Annotated in this window: 18 protein-coding genes; all 18 read right to left on the bottom strand. The window is 39.5% G+C overall.

The annotated features are described in order from the left end of the window. Positions 1-22: 22 nt before the first annotated feature. The 18 genes from atpA to prfA all read right to left on the bottom strand — a co-directional run bounded on the left by atpA (position 23) and on the right by prfA (position 16,041). Positions 23-1,543 (bottom strand): F0F1 ATP synthase subunit alpha, encoded by a 1,521-nt coding sequence (gene atpA / locus RST01_RS06760; protein ID WP_066791749.1) that lies wholly within the window; start codon positions 1,541-1,543, stop codon positions 23-25. A 28-nt stretch (positions 1,544-1,571) separates the two neighbouring features. Next, complete coding sequence (locus RST01_RS06765) at positions 1,572-2,108, bottom strand: F0F1 ATP synthase subunit delta (protein ID WP_147195403.1); 537 nt, start codon at positions 2,106-2,108, stop codon at positions 1,572-1,574. Beyond that, the gene (gene atpF / locus RST01_RS06770; RefSeq protein WP_147195405.1) at positions 2,105-2,629 is read right to left on the bottom strand and encodes a F0F1 ATP synthase subunit B; all 525 of its coding nucleotides are present in this window, start codon (positions 2,627-2,629) and stop codon (positions 2,105-2,107) included. Before atpF ends, RST01_RS06765 begins: the two co-directional genes overlap by 4 nt. Positions 2,630-2,791: 162 nt before the next feature. After that, positions 2,792-3,007, bottom strand: coding sequence for a F0F1 ATP synthase subunit C (atpE, locus tag RST01_RS06775; RefSeq protein ID WP_147195406.1), 216 nt, complete (start codon positions 3,005-3,007; stop codon positions 2,792-2,794). Between the two features lie 77 nt (positions 3,008-3,084). Then, entirely contained in the window at positions 3,085-3,798 is a 714-nt protein-coding gene (gene atpB, locus RST01_RS06780; protein ID WP_147195408.1) for a F0F1 ATP synthase subunit A, read from the bottom strand. A 28-nt stretch (positions 3,799-3,826) separates the two neighbouring features. Further along, complete coding sequence (locus RST01_RS06785) at positions 3,827-4,198, bottom strand: ATP synthase subunit I (protein ID WP_066791744.1); 372 nt, start codon at positions 4,196-4,198, stop codon at positions 3,827-3,829. Between the two features lie 653 nt (positions 4,199-4,851). Then, entirely contained in the window at positions 4,852-5,970 is a 1,119-nt protein-coding gene (gene wecB / locus RST01_RS06790) for a non-hydrolyzing UDP-N-acetylglucosamine 2-epimerase (protein ID WP_147195410.1), read from the bottom strand. A gap of 23 nt (positions 5,971-5,993) precedes the next feature. Continuing rightward, positions 5,994-6,623, bottom strand: a complete 630-nt coding sequence (upp, locus tag RST01_RS06795) for a uracil phosphoribosyltransferase (RefSeq protein ID WP_066791742.1) — start codon at positions 6,621-6,623, stop codon at positions 5,994-5,996. Positions 6,624-7,042: 419 nt separating this feature from the next. Further along, a complete protein-coding gene (glyA, locus tag RST01_RS06800) occupies positions 7,043-8,305 on the bottom strand; it encodes a serine hydroxymethyltransferase (protein ID WP_066791741.1) in 1,263 nt (420 codons plus the stop codon). Positions 8,306-8,333: 28 nt separating this feature from the next. Then, positions 8,334-8,876 carry a TIGR01440 family protein gene (locus RST01_RS06805; protein WP_147195412.1) on the bottom strand — a complete coding sequence of 181 codons (543 nt, stop codon included), beginning with the start codon at positions 8,874-8,876 and terminating at the stop codon, positions 8,334-8,336. Positions 8,877-8,899: 23 nt separating this feature from the next. After that, positions 8,900-9,343: a ribose 5-phosphate isomerase B gene (gene rpiB / locus RST01_RS06810; RefSeq protein WP_147195413.1), complete on the bottom strand. Its 444-nt coding sequence runs from the start codon at positions 9,341-9,343 to the stop codon at positions 8,900-8,902. A 256-nt stretch (positions 9,344-9,599) separates the two neighbouring features. Then, on the bottom strand, positions 9,600-10,892 hold the full coding sequence (locus RST01_RS06815; RefSeq protein ID WP_147195415.1) for a methyl-accepting chemotaxis protein: 1,293 nt from the start codon (positions 10,890-10,892) through the stop codon (positions 9,600-9,602). A 3-nt stretch (positions 10,893-10,895) separates the two neighbouring features. Then, complete coding sequence (locus RST01_RS06820) at positions 10,896-11,288, bottom strand: low molecular weight protein arginine phosphatase (RefSeq protein WP_244946664.1); 393 nt, start codon at positions 11,286-11,288, stop codon at positions 10,896-10,898. A 100-nt stretch (positions 11,289-11,388) separates the two neighbouring features. Then, a complete protein-coding gene (locus tag RST01_RS06825) occupies positions 11,389-11,886 on the bottom strand; it encodes a manganese efflux pump (RefSeq protein WP_147195419.1) in 498 nt (165 codons plus the stop codon). A 428-nt stretch (positions 11,887-12,314) separates the two neighbouring features. Beyond that, on the bottom strand, positions 12,315-13,349 hold the full coding sequence (locus tag RST01_RS06830; protein ID WP_147195421.1) for an L-threonylcarbamoyladenylate synthase: 1,035 nt from the start codon (positions 13,347-13,349) through the stop codon (positions 12,315-12,317). A gap of 108 nt (positions 13,350-13,457) precedes the next feature. Next, positions 13,458-14,066, bottom strand: a complete 609-nt coding sequence (locus RST01_RS06835) for a stage II sporulation protein R (RefSeq protein ID WP_184117528.1) — start codon at positions 14,064-14,066, stop codon at positions 13,458-13,460. A 45-nt stretch (positions 14,067-14,111) separates the two neighbouring features. Then, positions 14,112-14,978 (bottom strand): peptide chain release factor N(5)-glutamine methyltransferase, encoded by an 867-nt coding sequence (gene prmC / locus RST01_RS06840; RefSeq protein ID WP_147195425.1) that lies wholly within the window; start codon positions 14,976-14,978, stop codon positions 14,112-14,114. Beyond that, positions 14,962-16,041: a peptide chain release factor 1 gene (gene prfA / locus RST01_RS06845; RefSeq protein WP_147195427.1), complete on the bottom strand. Its 1,080-nt coding sequence runs from the start codon at positions 16,039-16,041 to the stop codon at positions 14,962-14,964. Before prfA ends, prmC begins: the two co-directional genes overlap by 17 nt. Between the last annotated feature and the right edge of the window lie 342 nt (positions 16,042-16,383).

Below are 16,383 nucleotides of genomic sequence, written 5' to 3' on the forward strand. Positions count from 1 at the left end.
TATCAATCCGCATCAAAAAATCTTACTCTGCTGAAGGAGCGAAAGTTTTCTTGAATGCATTAAGAGTTGATGCCATATCTTCGTCAGATGGCAGGCCTTTTGTTGTGCGAATTTGATTTAAAACGCCGGCGCCTTTTTCGTCATTCGCATCTAACCATGCATATAGTTCTTGTTCAAAACGAACAATATCTTGCACTGGGATATCATCTAAGAACCCTTTAGTTAATGCGTAAAGAATAACTACTTGTTTTTCAACTTTGATTGGTTTATTTAGATCTTGTTTCAGTACTTCTACTGTACGTTGACCACGTTCAAGTTTAGCTTTTGTAGCCGCATCAAGGTCTGAACCGAATTGAGCGAATGATTCAAGCTCACGGTATGCCGCTAAGTCAAGACGTAGCGTACCTGCAACTTTTTTCATCGCTTTAATTTGAGCAGAACCACCAACACGAGATACAGAAAGACCTGCGTTGATCGCTGGGCGTACACCAGAGTTGAACAAGTCTGATTGTAAGAAGATTTGTCCATCAGTGATAGAGATTACGTTTGTTGGAATGTATGCACCGATATCGCCTGCTTGTGTTTCAACGAATGGAAGCGCAGTGATTGAACCACCGCCGTATGATTCGTTTAATTTCGCAGCGCGTTCAAGTAAACGACTGTGTAAGTAGAATACGTCACCAGGGTAAGCTTCACGACCTGGAGGACGGCGCAATAGTAATGAAAGTTCACGATAAGCTGCTGCTTGTTTAGACAGATCATCATAAACGATAAGTACGTCTTTGCCTTGAAGCATTAACTCTTCACCCATTGATACACCAGCATAAGGAGCTAGGTATAAAAGTGGAGCTGGAGATGATGCTGAAGCTGTGATAACGATTGTGTAATCTAAAGCTCCGTTTTTGCGCAATGTTTCAACAACGCTACGTACTGTAGATTCTTTTTGGCCGATTGCCACATAGATACAAGTCATGTTTTGGTCAGCTTGGTTTAAGATCGTATCGATCGCAACAGATGTTTTACCTGTTTGGCGGTCACCGATGATTAACTCACGTTGGCCACGACCGATTGGAACTAAAGCGTCAATCGCTTTAATACCAGTTTGTAGTGGTTCATCAACTGATTTACGTGCCATTACGCCGAAAGCAGGGCTTTCGATTGGACGAGTTTTTGTTGTATGAATTGGACCTAGTCCATCCACTGGTAAGCCTAATGCGTTTACTACACGGCCAATTAGTTCTTCACCAACTGGCACTTCCATAATACGACCTGTACGACGTACTTCATCGCCTTCTTTGATGCCTTTAGCTGGTCCTAGAATAACAATACCGACATTATTTTCTTCTAAGTTTTGTGCCATACCAAGAACACCTGTTGAGAATTCTAATAATTCTCCAGCCATGACGTTGTCTAGGCCGTGAGCACGAGCGATACCGTCACCAACAGTGATGATAGTACCCACTTCGCTAACTTGCATTTCAGATTGGTAATTTTCCATCTGTTTTTTTATAAGTCCACTGATTTCTTCAGCTTTGATGCCCACGTTTGTCACCTCTTTAATGTTTATTGGATTAACCGATCAATTTACGTTGTAAGCCTGTAAGCTTTGTTGCAACAGAATTATCGTAAATCTGGTTTCCGATTTGAACTCGAATGCCACCAATTAAGCCTGGCTCGATTTCGTTTGTAATATGGAGCGCACTTTTTCCTACCAATCCTGCGAATGTGGCAGAAATGCGTTTCTTTTCTTGTTCTGTAAGCGGACGAGTCGAGAAGACAATCGCATCTGCAATGCCTTGTGCAGCATTCGCTTGTTCGATAAATGCATCAATTACATTGACCACTTCATGAATGCGTTTTTTATCAACTAACAATTTAAGTGCATTCACAATAATTGGCTGTACAGAAGCAAAAAGTTCAGAAAGGATTGCTTTCTTCTTCTCATCGCCAATACGTGGTGAATCTAGCAATTGGAAAAGTTCGCCGTTCTCTTTGAAGGCAATCTTCACTTCACGTAAGTCTTCTGTTACTTCTTTCAGCAATTTATGTTCTACAGCTAATTGAAATAAGGCTTTTGCATAACGAGTGCTAGCAGTCGATTGGCTCATCGATTTTCCCCTGCCTTCGCAATCGTTTCTTCGATTAGTGAACGATTATCTTCTTCGGATACTTCTTTATTAAGCACTTTTGAAGCTGCAAGAACAGAAAGCGAAACCACTTCTTCGCGCAATGCGGCAATGGCTTTTTCTTTTTCTGTTTCGATATCACGTTTAGCAGATTCTTGTAAACGCACAGCTTCATTGCGAGCTGCTGAAACAATCTCTTCTTTTTGAAGATCTGCTTGTTTCTTCGCATTTTCAACAATCGCTTGTGCTTCTACACGCGCTTCTTTAAGAAGGCTGCGTTGTTCTTCCAGTAATTGTTTCGTTTCTTGGCGGCTTTTTTCAGCTGCCTCTAAATCACCCGCAACTTGCTCTTCACGTTGTTGCATAATGCCCATCAAAGGACCCCAAGCAAACTTTTTCAGAAGAAGCATTAGGACGATAAAGACTACTAATGTTGCAAGAATATCTCCCCAGTTTACACCTGGATGAGCTGCTTCACCTAGTAATAGATAGTCTAAAAACACGATTGTTTCACTCCCTTCAAGAGCCTAGAGTTCATATCATTTATGATTGAATCTTTGTATAAGATATACATTCTGAGTCATTTTCCCTTAAGACATAAAGGAATGGCGAAGGATTCAATAAATGGAATTTTCTTCGCCATTTGATAAAACAGTTAAAGACGATTAACCTTTGTTCATTACGATAAATGCGATAACTACCGCGATGATTGGAAGGGCTTCGACTAATGCTACCCCGATGAACATTGTTGTTTGAAGAACGCCACGAGCTTCTGGTTGACGAGCGATTCCTTCTACTGTTCTTGAAACGATTAAACCGTTACCGATACCTGCGCCAAGTGCACCTAAACCAACTGCGATTGCTGCTGCTAATAAACCCATTGTTAATTTTCCTCCTTGGAAATTGTTTGTATTTTTGTGGTTGTCAGCTGCCTAGCAAATGCCAGACAAATTTATACTTAATGGTCTTCGCTCACTTTGTGAGACATATAAACCATTGTTAACATAACGAAAATAAATGCTTGGATTGAACCGATAAAGACGGAGAATCCTTGCCATACTAATGTTGGGATGGCTGCTGCTGCAAAGCCCCAACCTGACCACATAGTAGCCAGTCCTGCAAGCAATCCTAGTAGAATTTCACCTGCATAGATGTTACCATAGAGCCGTAGACCCAACGTTAACGTATTCGCAAACTCTTCAATAATTTTCAAAGGGAATAAGAATAACATTGGTTTTGTGAATGTCCCGATGTAATTACTCATACCGCGCATTTTCACGCCGTAGTAGTTTGATAATACGAGAATCAATACTGCTAGAGTCATTGTAATAGTAGGATCTGCTGTTGGTGATTTCCACCATAAGTATCCATTAACTTTGACTGAGAATGGAAGACCTAACATGTTAGCAACAAAAATGAACATAATCAGCGTGATGCCCAATACATGGAACCTTCCGCCAGTTTTCCAGTCCATATTACTGTTGATAATATTTTTCACAAAATCCATAACCCATTCCATAAAGTTTTGCATGCCTGTCGGCTTTAACTTTAGGCTTCTTGTAGAAATGAAAGCGATTAGAAAAACAATTAAAGCTGTGACAAGCAAAACTAATAAGTTTGCCGGGTTAAAATCTAATCCCCATAATTCCCAATGCGGATTGTTGTGTTCCACTTTGTATTCACCTCACTTTCAACTGTGCTTATTGGTTTTTTACATGAAATACGATCCTGTCTACTAAAAGCAGAACGTACGGAATCATTAGCCCAATGACAACGCTTACTAAGTGAAAATATGTAGGCCACGTAAGTGCGACTGCTGCCGCTGCGAAACCAGAGGCAAAACGTAAGCCGGAACCTAAACCAGGAGCCCTTTTTTCTTCACTTAACGCACGGTCAAATTTTTCCATTCTTCGGACTAGAATCCAAAAGTTATAATGACCAAAAAGCACGCCTACTATGAGACCAGCGAATACTGTTTTAAAAGATGTGAAGCCCCAGCCTAGCGCACAAAATGCGAGCAAAAAAAATAACATTTTCTTTTGCCGTGCAAAAATCTGATGCATTTCAAGCATTGGTCTTTAATCTCCTGAATCTTATTTTCGAATGATGGAAGTAATAGCTGACCACCGAATAGATGTCAGTTAAGTAGTAAAATACTACTAGCGACCCAATAGACAAAATAACACTATTCACAAAAAGTAAATATGATAAATAGACCAGAGGAAACCGCTTTACTTTTGACATCGACTAGACGTACAAAAACCGCTAAAATTCTGCAGTAAACCTATTTTCACTGCACATTTAGTAGAAACTTGGTATCAAAAGATTTTCAAAGAGTTTTTTCTATGAAACCCTTATCATTCTTACCCTTTGTAAGCATACAATAGTGAATATTTCATGTCAATTGGTTATTGAGAAAATCTTCACAAGATGCCTAATTTGTCAAATAGTAGACAAATATTTAAGCATTATTATCCTTTTACTATTTTTGGTTGAATGGTAGATTTAATTCCATCCTCGAAACATAGTTATAAACACTCTTACAAGAAACGATAATAATATATTAAAAAAATGATATAAATAAGAAAAACACCTTATAAACTCTAAAAAGTTTATAAGGTGTTCTGGAAATTATCATTCATTCATGCAAAAGCAAATCAAACAACCAATTTCTGTTGGTCTTAACTAGCAATTTGCATTTTTTCCTAACAATAGAAAAGCTACTTTATTTTGTTGTTAAATATTTGTATAAAAATTCAACTATTCTTTCAGAAGCATGCCCATCTCCGTATGGATTAGCAGCATGTGCCATGCCATTATATGCCTCTTCATTTGTCAATAATTGACTTGCTAACTGATAAATGGTTTCTTCATTTGTTCCGGCTAGCTTCAATGTCCCTGCTTGAATTCCCTCTGGACGCTCTGTGGTATCACGCAGGACAAGGACTGGCTTCCCAAGCGACGGCGCTTCTTCTTGGACCCCGCCAGAATCAGTCAAAATCATATAAGATCTTTTAGCAAAGTTATGGAAATCAAATACTTCTAAAGGCTCAATCAAATGAACTCTTGATTCATCTCCAAGTATTTCATTCGCAATTTCTCGTACAGCTGGGTTCATATGAATCGGATAAACAATTTGAAGATTATTAAATTCATCAATTAATCGTTTAACAGCTTTGAATATATGACGCATCGGTTCACCAAGATTTTCTCTGCGATGGGCTGTCAGCAGAATCATGCGATCTTTCCCGATTTTTTCTAAAATAGGATGTGTGTAATTGTCTTTAATGGTTGTTTGCAGCGCATCAATCGCCGTATTACCTGTAACAACAATTGCTTGTTCGTTTTTATTTTCGCTCAACAAATTTTGCTTCGCTTGTTCAGTTGGCGCAAAATGAATGTCAGCCATAATCCCTGTCAACTGGCGATTCATTTCTTCCGGGAACGGAGAATATTTATTGCCAGTTCTAAGGCCCGCTTCGACATGTCCGATGGCAATCTGATTATAGAAGGCTGCAAGACTTGCGATAAATGTAGTTGTCGTATCCCCATGTACAAGAATAATGTCAGGAGTTACTTCCTTCAAAACTGCATCTAAACCTGCCAATCCCCTTGTTGTCACATCAACAAGGGTTTGGCGTTCTATCATAATGTTCAAATCATAATCAGGGGTGATTTGAAATGTTTCCAGCACTTGGTCGAGCATTTCTCTATGCTGCGCAGTTACGGTCACAATAGTTTCGAACTTGTCTGGATGCTTTTTCAATTCCAATACAAGGGGCGCCATTTTTATTGCTTCTGGTCTTGTCCCAAATACCGTCATTACTTTCCATTTTTTAGACAATCAAAACACTCCTTGCGAAATCATTATTTTGTGCCAAATAAACGGTCTCCAGCATCGCCAAGACCTGGAACAATATAACCGTGGTCATTTAGTTTTTCATCTAATGCCGCGATATAAATGTCGATTTCCGGATGATGCTCATGAATAGCTTCTACACCTTCTGGAGCAGCGATCAAGCACATAAATTTAATATTTTTAGCGCCACGTTTTTTTAGTGAATCAATTGCTTCAATCGCAGATCCACCTGTTGCTAGCATTGGGTCCACAATAATAAATTCACGTTCTTCAATATCCGCTGGGAATTTTGCATAGTATTCAACAGGTTTTAGTGTTTCTGGATCGCGGTAAAGACCAATATGCGCAACCTTTGCAGCTGGAATTAATTTTAACATCCCATCTACCATACCTAAGCCTGCACGAAGTATAGGTACAATTGCCATTTTCTTACCGGATAAAACTTGTGTAGTTGTTTTCGTAACTGGTGTATCGATTTCGATATCTTCTGTTGGCATATCACGTGTAATTTCAAATGCCATCAGTGTAGCCACTTCATCTACTAGTTCACGAAACTCTTTTGTACCTGTGTTCTTATCACGAATGTATGTTAGCTTATGTTGAATTAATGGATGGTCAAATACGTATACTTTTCCCAAGGTGTTCTCTCCCTACTTATATATATTTATCTTGCTTTTGCACACAACTAATCACCCTAAAATAAACTCAGAAGAGAATGCTTTTAGGAGAATACTTACTGCGTGTGAAAAGCCCGATCGCAACTGCCAATCTGCAGAAATGTAATTCTACACTGTTGGTAGTTTCAGTTTATCCTGCTTATTATAACAGAAATAGCAGGTTCTTATGTAATTCGTTTATATTTTTTATTAACTTTATATTCTCATTACCCACAAAATGGGGCTCTCTTAATGTTATGACGTTACAACATGACTTTTGGATGCATAAATTCTAAACAAATTTTAAAAAACTATTTGGATAAATAATATCGATCAAATAAAAAGCTGCTTTCACTAATAGTGAGAGCAGCTTTTGTATGAATCCCGGATTTACGGGCTGATTATTTAGAGTAGATTGGGTGTTTGTCTGTTAATTCTTTTACGCGTTTAATGGCATCTTCTTTCACAGCTTCGTCTTCTGGATTTTTCAATACCGCTGCAATAATAGAAGCAACTTCTTTCATATCCTCTTCTTTGAAACCGCGAGAAGTAATTGCTGGTGTTCCTACGCGTACGCCAGATGTAACAAATGGGCTTTCTGGATCGAATGGAATGGTATTTTTATTGGCAGTGATATGAACATCATCCAATAATTTCTCAGCTACCTTACCAGTAAGACCTAAAGAACGCACATCTAAAAGCAATAGATGGTTGTCTGTGCCACCGGAAACGATATTGATGCCTTCTGCTGTAAGAGCTTCACCGAAAACTTTTGCATTTTTTACAACTTGTTGGATGTATTCTTTGTATTCTGGTTGTTGCGCTTCACCAAATGCTACAGCTTTTGCTGCAATCACATGCATTAGAGGGCCACCTTGGATACCAGGGAAGATGGATTTATCGATTTTTTTACCCCATTCTTCTTTACAAAGAATTAAACCGCCGCGTGGTCCACGCAATGTTTTGTGCGTTGTAGAAGTAACAAAATCTGCATATGGCACTGGATTTGGATGTGCTCCAGCTGCTACAAGACCTGCAATATGAGCCATGTCCACCATGAAATAAGCGCCTACTTCATCGGCAATTTCACGGAATTTAGCAAAGTCAATTTCGCGTGGGTAAGCTGATGCACCCGCTACGATTAATTTTGGTTTATGTTCCAGTGCTTTTTGGCGAACATCCTCATAATCAATCACATGTGTATCTTCTGTCACACCATATTCTACGAAATTGTATTGGATGCCTGAGAAGTTTACTGGGCTACCATGCGTTAAATGGCCGCCGTGAGATAAATTCATCCCTAAAACTGTATCTCCTTGCTCCAAGATTGTGAAGTATACAGCCATATTTGCTTGTGCACCTGAGTGTGGTTGTACATTGGCATATTCCGCACCGAAAATTTCTTTTAAACGGTCGCGTGCAATATTTTCAACAACATCGACATATTCACAACCGCCATAATAGCGTTTACCAGGATAGCCTTCTGCATATTTATTTGTTAGAACTGAGCCTTGTGCCTCTAAGACAGCTTCTGAAACAATATTTTCAGATGCAATCAACTCGATATTTGATTGTTGACGTGCGAATTCTTTTTCCATCGCTTCAAATACTGCTTTGTCTTGTGATGCAATCATTGATTTTTCTTGTGCTGCAAGATTTCCCATAACCCTTTTCCCCCTGTTTTATGAAAATTTAATTATATATAGCACGCTCGCCGCCAATTAATTTAGGGCGAGTCGTTGCAACTGTCACTACCGCATCTCCAATATGTGTAATGGAAGTACGAAGTGGAACTGCTACTCTTTTCAAATGCATGCCAATTAATGTTTGGCCCATGTCAATACCTGCATGTGCAAGAACTTCTTCCACCACAACCGGATCTTTCAGCTGGCGATATGCATAGGCTGACATGGATCCGCCAGCCTTTTGAGCAGGAACAACTGATACAGGCTCAAGCCCGTATTTTTCTGCCGCTTCCCTTTCGATGGTGATGGCACGATTGATATGTTCGCATCCTTGGAATGCTAAATAAAGACCATGTTTTTCGGAAAATGCGCTTAATGGCTTATAAAGTGCTTCCGCAATCTCTAAGCCTCCTGCTGTACCGATTTTTTGCCCTTTAATTTCCGATGTTGAACAACCTATAACCAACAGTTGACCTTCACGAAAATGGACTTGTTGCTCAAATTCGGCTAACAGCGTTTGTAGCTGATCTTCGATTTGTTGTAAGTTCATCGCTTAAGCCTCTCATCTGTTGTTTAGTTTTTTGCTTCTACTGTAGAAATTTTTTCAATACGGCGTTCATGACGTCCACCTTCGAAATCAGTCAATAACCATGTTTTTGCGATTTCACGCGCAAGCCCAGGACCAATCACTCTTTCGCCCATAGCCAATACATTGGAATCATTATGACAACGAGTTGCTTTAGCACTGAACAAGTCATGTACAAGCGCGCAGCGAATACCTTTTACTTTATTAGCTGTAATCGACATGCCAATGCCCGTACCGCAAATGAGGATGCCTCGGTCAAATTTGCCGCTTGCAACTCCTTCTGCAACTGGTAAAGCATAGTCTGGATAATCCACCGAACCTTCAGCTGTTGGGCCAAAATCCTCGTATTCCATCCCTAATTCTTCTAATAGATTAACGATCTCTTTGCGTAAATTGTTACCGCCGTGATCTGATGATATTGCGATTTTCAAAAGAAGTCCCCTCTTTTCATTATGCTATTCATCTCGTACGTACGAGAATATATTCATTACTATGCTCGTTAAAATTAAAACGGTATATCTAATCTTCAGCCGTTACTAGCTGAAGGAAGTTTCACTTTTAGTTTACCATTTATTTTAGTATAAAGACATATTTTTCACTCAATTTAGAGGGGGGTGATACGTTTAGGATCCATGTTTATTTTAGGCATAAAAAAAGGCGGAGAAAGTTTATTTCCCCGCTTACAGATTATCGTTCGAATTGTTGGATCATTTGATATAGATCTTCTGATTGTTTTTTTAGCATATGTGACAGTTGGTCGATTTGTTCAATAGAGCGTACTTGCTCGTCCGTAGCACTTTGGACTTCAACTGCCCCTGCTGACGTTTGCTCAGCAATGGCTGCCACTTCTTGTGATTGGTGAGCCGTTTTTTCGATGTTGTTTAATTGCTTGCTAACGAATTCAGAGATTTCTACTATTGAAGCAGCCATATCACCAACCCTCGTTGACATGCCATCTACTGCAGATGTGGTTTCTGAAATTCGAGCAACTTCACCTTCTGCAATGCTCACTTGCTCGGTCATCTTACCAACGACAGTTTGTACATCCAGTTGAATGGTTTGGATAAGCTGCGTAATCCCTTTGACCGCTTCGGCACTTTCATCCGCCAACTTACGAACCTCTTCAGCTACAACAGCAAAGCCTTTGCCATGTTCTCCAGCTCTTGCTGCTTCAATAGAAGCATTCAGAGCCAACAAATTCGTTTGTTCTGCAATATCACCGACAAGCTGAATAATTTGCTCTACCTTCAAAGCATTTTGCTCTAATTGATGGATATCCTGTAACGCCATAGAATTCCCTGAAGCAATTTTTTGGATTCCTTCTACCAAATCATTGATAGCGTCAGTCGTATGCTTTAATTCTCCCATCATTTGAGTAGATTGATTGGATGATGTCAAGGCACGTTGATTTACCTCTTCAGCTAATAAACGAACATCTTCTAACGCTTCCGCTGTCTCTTGAATCGCAATGGCAGAACCGGTTGCTCCTTCAGAAATTTGTGAAATCGTTTCTGCGATTGATTCTGTCTGTCTTGTAGCACGTTCTGTTTCTTCCGATAAGTCTAAAACAGTTGCGTTGGTAGTTTGGAAGTTTTGATTTATGCTTGTTACCATTTGACGAAGGCTCACAAGCATTGTTTGGAATGCCTCTGACAGCGAACGGATCTCATCTGAACTTCTTGGCATATCAATATCTTTGCCAATTTTCCCCTCAGCTGCTTCTATTGCAACATTCTCTAGCTTTTGCAATGGTTTCACTAATAGGGAGCTAAAAATGCCCGCCAAAATACCAGACCAAATAATACCTAAAATATATGTAATGAGTTGAAACACCGATTGTTTAACATTCGGGAAAAATTGCGGTTGCACATATTCAATAAAGATAAAACTAATGCTGTAGGTGACAATTGCTAGGATGGTGACGAATAAAATGAGTTTCTTTTTTAGCCCAAAAGAATGCTGCACACTTTTTTTTGCCATGGGTTATTCCTCCAGTAGTTTCTTTTCAAGTACGTCAATTAAGTTGTTCAGTTCTTCAAATGTTGTTAAATACGTATCCAGGTCTCCACCAAATGGATCGATGACATCTTCATCTCTATCTAAAACATATTCTTTTAGAGTAAAGGTCTTATCTGCCATTTGAGGATATACTTGTAATAACGCTTCTTTATGCCCACCTGTCATAGTTAAAATCAAATGTGAACTCTGTAGTTCCTCAATATTCACCGGCTGCGAAATATGATCATGGTCTATGTGATGCTTTTGTAACGCAGCCTGAGCATTTGCTGACATTGGCTGTCCCGGCATTGCATAGATTCCCGCTGATTTAACTTCTACTCCTGGTAAGTTTCTTGATTTTAAAATAGCTGCTGCCATGGGGCTTCTACAAGTATTACCTGTACAAATAAAGTAAATTCTCATCGTGCACTCTTACCCTTCATTATATAGTATAACGCTGACGAAATGTTCAAATTTTTTATAAATTTAGTGAAAAAATACCCATCAAAAGTAATGCAGCTCCTGCAAGCATCTGTAGATATATACCTAAAGCTACTGGAATTTTCTTATTTAAGGTTAAAGCAATAAAGGAAAATAGGAAGGCAAAAATCCCCATACTGCATATAAGCAGTGTCTCCCTTAATTGAAGCATACCAAAAGATATGCTCACTGAAAAGGTATCAAGACTTGTTGTAATAGCCAGTATGACGACCGGAATCGTTGCTGGCCTTTGATCTTTTGCCGCTAGTAATAGTTGTACACCAATTAAACTTAATAATATACCAGAAATATTTTGGGCTAAGCTCGATATATAGGATGCAAGCCATTCACCTACGTGGAAACCGATTAAAGGAAACAACATGTGAAGGGCACCTGTCCATAGAGATAGCCAAAAGCGATATTTTACATTTGGCAATAGCAAATAAATTGTCAACACATCTATTGCTGTAAATATAGCTGCAAGTATTTCTGCCAAAACAGCACTCCCTTCTCTACCACAATCTTTTATATCCTATGAAACGAAGTTCTTCTTCATTCCAGATTGAGGATGGGAGAAAAAAGGGGGTACTAATTTTTAATAATAAAAAATGCTTCCTATATAATAAGAAGCATTTTTTATTTTACTGAATTTAACTCAAGGGCGCGGGTAAAACTCCCACGAAAAGTATAAGACCTCCAAAAAACCAAAAACTTAGTTATCATTAATCATTTGGTTTAGAAGTAGTGGAAACAACTACGCTTTCCACGGGTGAGCGCCGAGCCTCCTCGCTGCGCTGTGGGGTCTTGCCTGTCTTGCTATGCCGCAGGAGTCTCCGTTGTTTCCACTACAATTCAATTTTTGTACAAATGATAATAATAATTTAATACCTACTCAGTCTTTCAGTATGCTCGAAACGCCCTTTATTATATATTGTTTGGCGTATACCATTTGCCGCCTGCTGATTTTTCCAAGCGATTCATAATCGCTGCGCCTACACCTTCTGTTGAAGTAGCAGTAGCCAGCACTATCTGTGCATCTGTAGAATCACATGCGCGCAAGGCATGAAAAAGATGTGACGCCATTTCATCCTGTGTGTTACCAATTGAAAAGAACCAATCAGGTGATAACTCTTTGAGGGATGGCGGTGCAATCAATGCTACCTTATAATGCTTCGCTTGCAATTGTTGAATCGCCTCTTGGACAATCTGTTTGTTTCTTTCAATTAAGTATACGGGTGCATTCGGAGCATAATGGGTATATTTCATTCCCGGCGCTTTCGGGGCGCCTTGTTCCTGCTCTATATGTGTAGGCTGTTCAACTGGCCCTATCACTTCTTCTAGCATCTCTTTTGTAATCGCACCCGGACGTAAGATTACCGGTATTTCCTTTGTTAGATCAAGGACAGTTGATTCAACGCCAACACCTGTCGCCCCTCCATCTAATATTAAAGGAATTTTTCCGGCTAAGTCTTGTTCCACATGAATAGCTTCCGTTGGGCTTGGTTTGCCGCTTCGATTTGCGCTTGGTGCTGCTACCGGCATACCTAAAGCTTGCAATAATTTTAACGCTACAGGGTGACTCGGCATCCGAATACCGACAGTATCTAGGCCTGCTGTTACGCTTTTTGCAAAGACATTTGGCTTTGACTTGAAAATCATGGTTAATGGTCCTGGCCAAAATGCATCCATACACTTCACCGCTTTTTCAGAAATGCTATCCACATATTTACTAAGCTCTTCCTTCGTGCCGATGTGAACAATTAGCGGATTATCAGACGGCCTTCCTTTAGCACTGTATATTTTTTTGACTGCTGCTTCATTTGTAGCGACAGCTCCAAGTCCATAGACTGTCTCTGTTGGCAACGCTACAATCTCGCCTTCAGCTAACAAATTCACAGCTTGTGTATAACTTTTTTCAGATTCCACATTGTTATCCACAACAAGCCGTTGCGTTTCCATTCGATTACCTCCCGATAAACCTTATTTTTCAGAAAGTTATACACAATTTGTTGATAACATTCTCTGAAATGTGGACAAGTTTGCACAATTTTGTGATTAACTCTCATCCTAAAATATTTTTTTGAACCATTCAACGATGAAAAACTTTGGTTTTTCTTCTTCTTTGTCTTTTTTCTCTTCTTTTACTTCTTTATCTTTATAGCAAACCTTAGGAAATAAACCACACCACCAATTGTCGCCTTTCCCGGCGCCGATGGTGACAACGACTGCTTTATAGACATCTTGTGCATACATTTTGTAATCATCACGTTTTGGCGGAAATAAAGCTTTCGTTGTTTGGACATTGATTTCGCCCGACTCAATCTTTGGTGCCAGCGTTCTTTTGATCTCACTTTCAATTGTGGATAAGTTAATGGAGCCTGAGCTATTGGCCATCTCTTTTTCTATAATCGGTTTTATATTTTCTAAGATCTGCTTTTTATAAAGTTGGTCTGCTTGCGAGTTGCTATTAGCAATAAGGCGGAATCTCGGCTGTGCCAAATCCGCGCTATATTGTTGTGTAGCAACACTTTGAAAAATAAGAAGCAGTAATTGGATAAGTAATAAAGATGTTATGAATAATAAAAGTGTCGCCACTTGTGATTGTTTTTTTGGTTGTTTAATAGATTCATAAGACACGATTTCAGGTTGTTTGATTGTATAGTAATCTTCTAGCATATTGTATCCCCTCCATGAAACTATCATGGGCAAAGAGATTACTATTTATACATCAATTTCACAAAAAACCATTCGATCGTTTGAATTAATATCTTTTAATAGCTCAACCTTGGCATCAGGAAAGCTATCTTTGAATAATTGGACGACAGCTGGACCTTGTTTATAACCAATTTCCAATCCTATGAAACTAGGTTTTGCCATAATACTTGGCAATGTTTCTGCTAGTTTTCTATATAAGGCTAAACCATTTTCTTCTGCAAAGAGTGCTGTGTGCGGTTCATGATCTAAGACAACCTCAGACATCTCCTCCGCCTCTTGATGAGCAATATAGGGCGGGTTTGATAAAACAATTTGCCACTTTTGTTGAACGATTGGTTCTGTCAAATCACCTTGCAAAAAACATATATCTGCACTCAATCGTTTGGCATTGTTCTCCGCTACCTGTAATGCTTGTGGCGAAATATCAGTTGCTGTCACCTCTAGTAGGGGCATTACTTTTTTCATCGTGATAGCGATTGCCCCGCTGCCTGTCCCAATATCTGCAAGCTTTATCTCTGCTCCGTCTTCAAATATTCGCTGAGCTCGTTTTAACGCTTCTTCCACCAATTCTTCTGTCTCCGGTCTCGGTATGAGGACGGAAGGATCGACTGTAAATGTTCGTCCGTAGAATTCTTCTGAACCCATGATATATTGGATTGGCGTCCCTTTCGCATGTGACTCAACCATTTGCCAATACGCTTGGTTTTGCTCTGCTGTTAAAGGCTCCCTCATACTGATTAATAATTCAGTATGTGACTTATTTAATGCATGCTGCAGTAGAAGTCTTGCAGCAATTTCCTCTCGACCATGTTCCCGCAAAAAAGAAGAAGCCCCATTCAGGGCCTCATAAATGTATTTAAAGGGCTGCGTCATTTAGCGCATCCAACTTCTTCGCTTGTTCTTCCAAAATCAAAGCATCAATCAACTCATCTAATTTCCCATCAATAATTTGGTCGAGTTTTTGGATGGTTAAGCCAATGCGGTGATCGGTCACACGGTTTTGTGGATAATTGTACGTACGGATACGTTCAGAGCGATCACCTGTACCTACAGCTGATTTACGTTCTGCATCATACTCGCTTTGTGCATCTTGCTGCAATTTGTCGTAGACGCGTGCACGCAATACTTTCATTGCTTTCTCTCTGTTTTTCAATTGAGAACGTTCATCTTGCATTGCTACAACAATCCCTGTAGGAATATGTGTCATACGAACAGCAGATGCCGTTTTGTTGACGTGCTGTCCACCTGCACCAGATGCATGGTAGATATCCACACGAATATCTTTATCTTGCAGATCTAATTCTACTTCTTCCGCTTCTGGCATTACGACAACAGTTGAAGTGGATGTATGAACACGTCCTTGGGATTCTGTTTCCGGAACGCGTTGTACACGGTGTGCTCCGCTTTCAAATTTGAATTTTGAGTAAGCGCCTTGTCCGTTGATCATAAAGACAATCTCTTTGTAACCGCCAAGCTCAGTTGGGTTAGCGTTCATGATATCAATTTTCCAGCCTTGCGTTTCTGCATATTTGCTGTACATGCGGAAAAGTGAATTAGCAAATAATGCTGCCTCGTCTCCGCCTGCTGCTCCACGGATTTCCACAATAACGTTTTTGCTGTCATTCGGATCTTTCGGGATTAATAAGATGCGCAGGCGTTCTTCATAATCAGCAATATTACTTTCAAGCTCATTTACTTCTTCTTTTACCATTTCTTTCATTTCTGCATCTAATTTATCTTCTAGCATTTCGCGTGCTTCAGCTAGTTGCTCTTTTGCAGATTTATATTCACGGTAAACTTCTACTGTTTCCTGAATATCCGATTGTTCTTTTGAATATTTCGCTAGCTTTTTCGAATCGGATACAACATCCGGGTCACTTAGAAGTTCGTTTAATTTTTCATAGCGATCTTCTACAGCTTGTAAGCGATCAAACATATATTTCACCAATACCTTTCTGTATCTGTAGTAAGTTTATTGTCCTTACGGATCAATGGTTAGTCCGTTTCAGCGAACTGTCCACAAAGCGTCCGTTTTAGTGTTACGTACCAATCAGCGGAGATTGAACAAAATCCCATGATTGGCCATCACTTTATGAAGGAAAGCAGGGTCCTGTCGACGCTGCTAAAAAGGATTCTGTTTTATGTGCTCCATTTATTAGTATAAAGAAAAACAGCAAGGCATGCTACTTTTTTGAAAATTTCATGATTTATTTTAATCCCATATAGGCTTAATACTGAGTGGCATTAAATTTCACAACACTAAAGACTGAAGTGCTGT

The sequence above is a fragment of the Rummeliibacillus stabekisii genome (assembly GCF_007988965.1).
GTDB lineage: Bacteria > Bacillota > Bacilli > Bacillales_A > Planococcaceae > Rummeliibacillus > Rummeliibacillus stabekisii.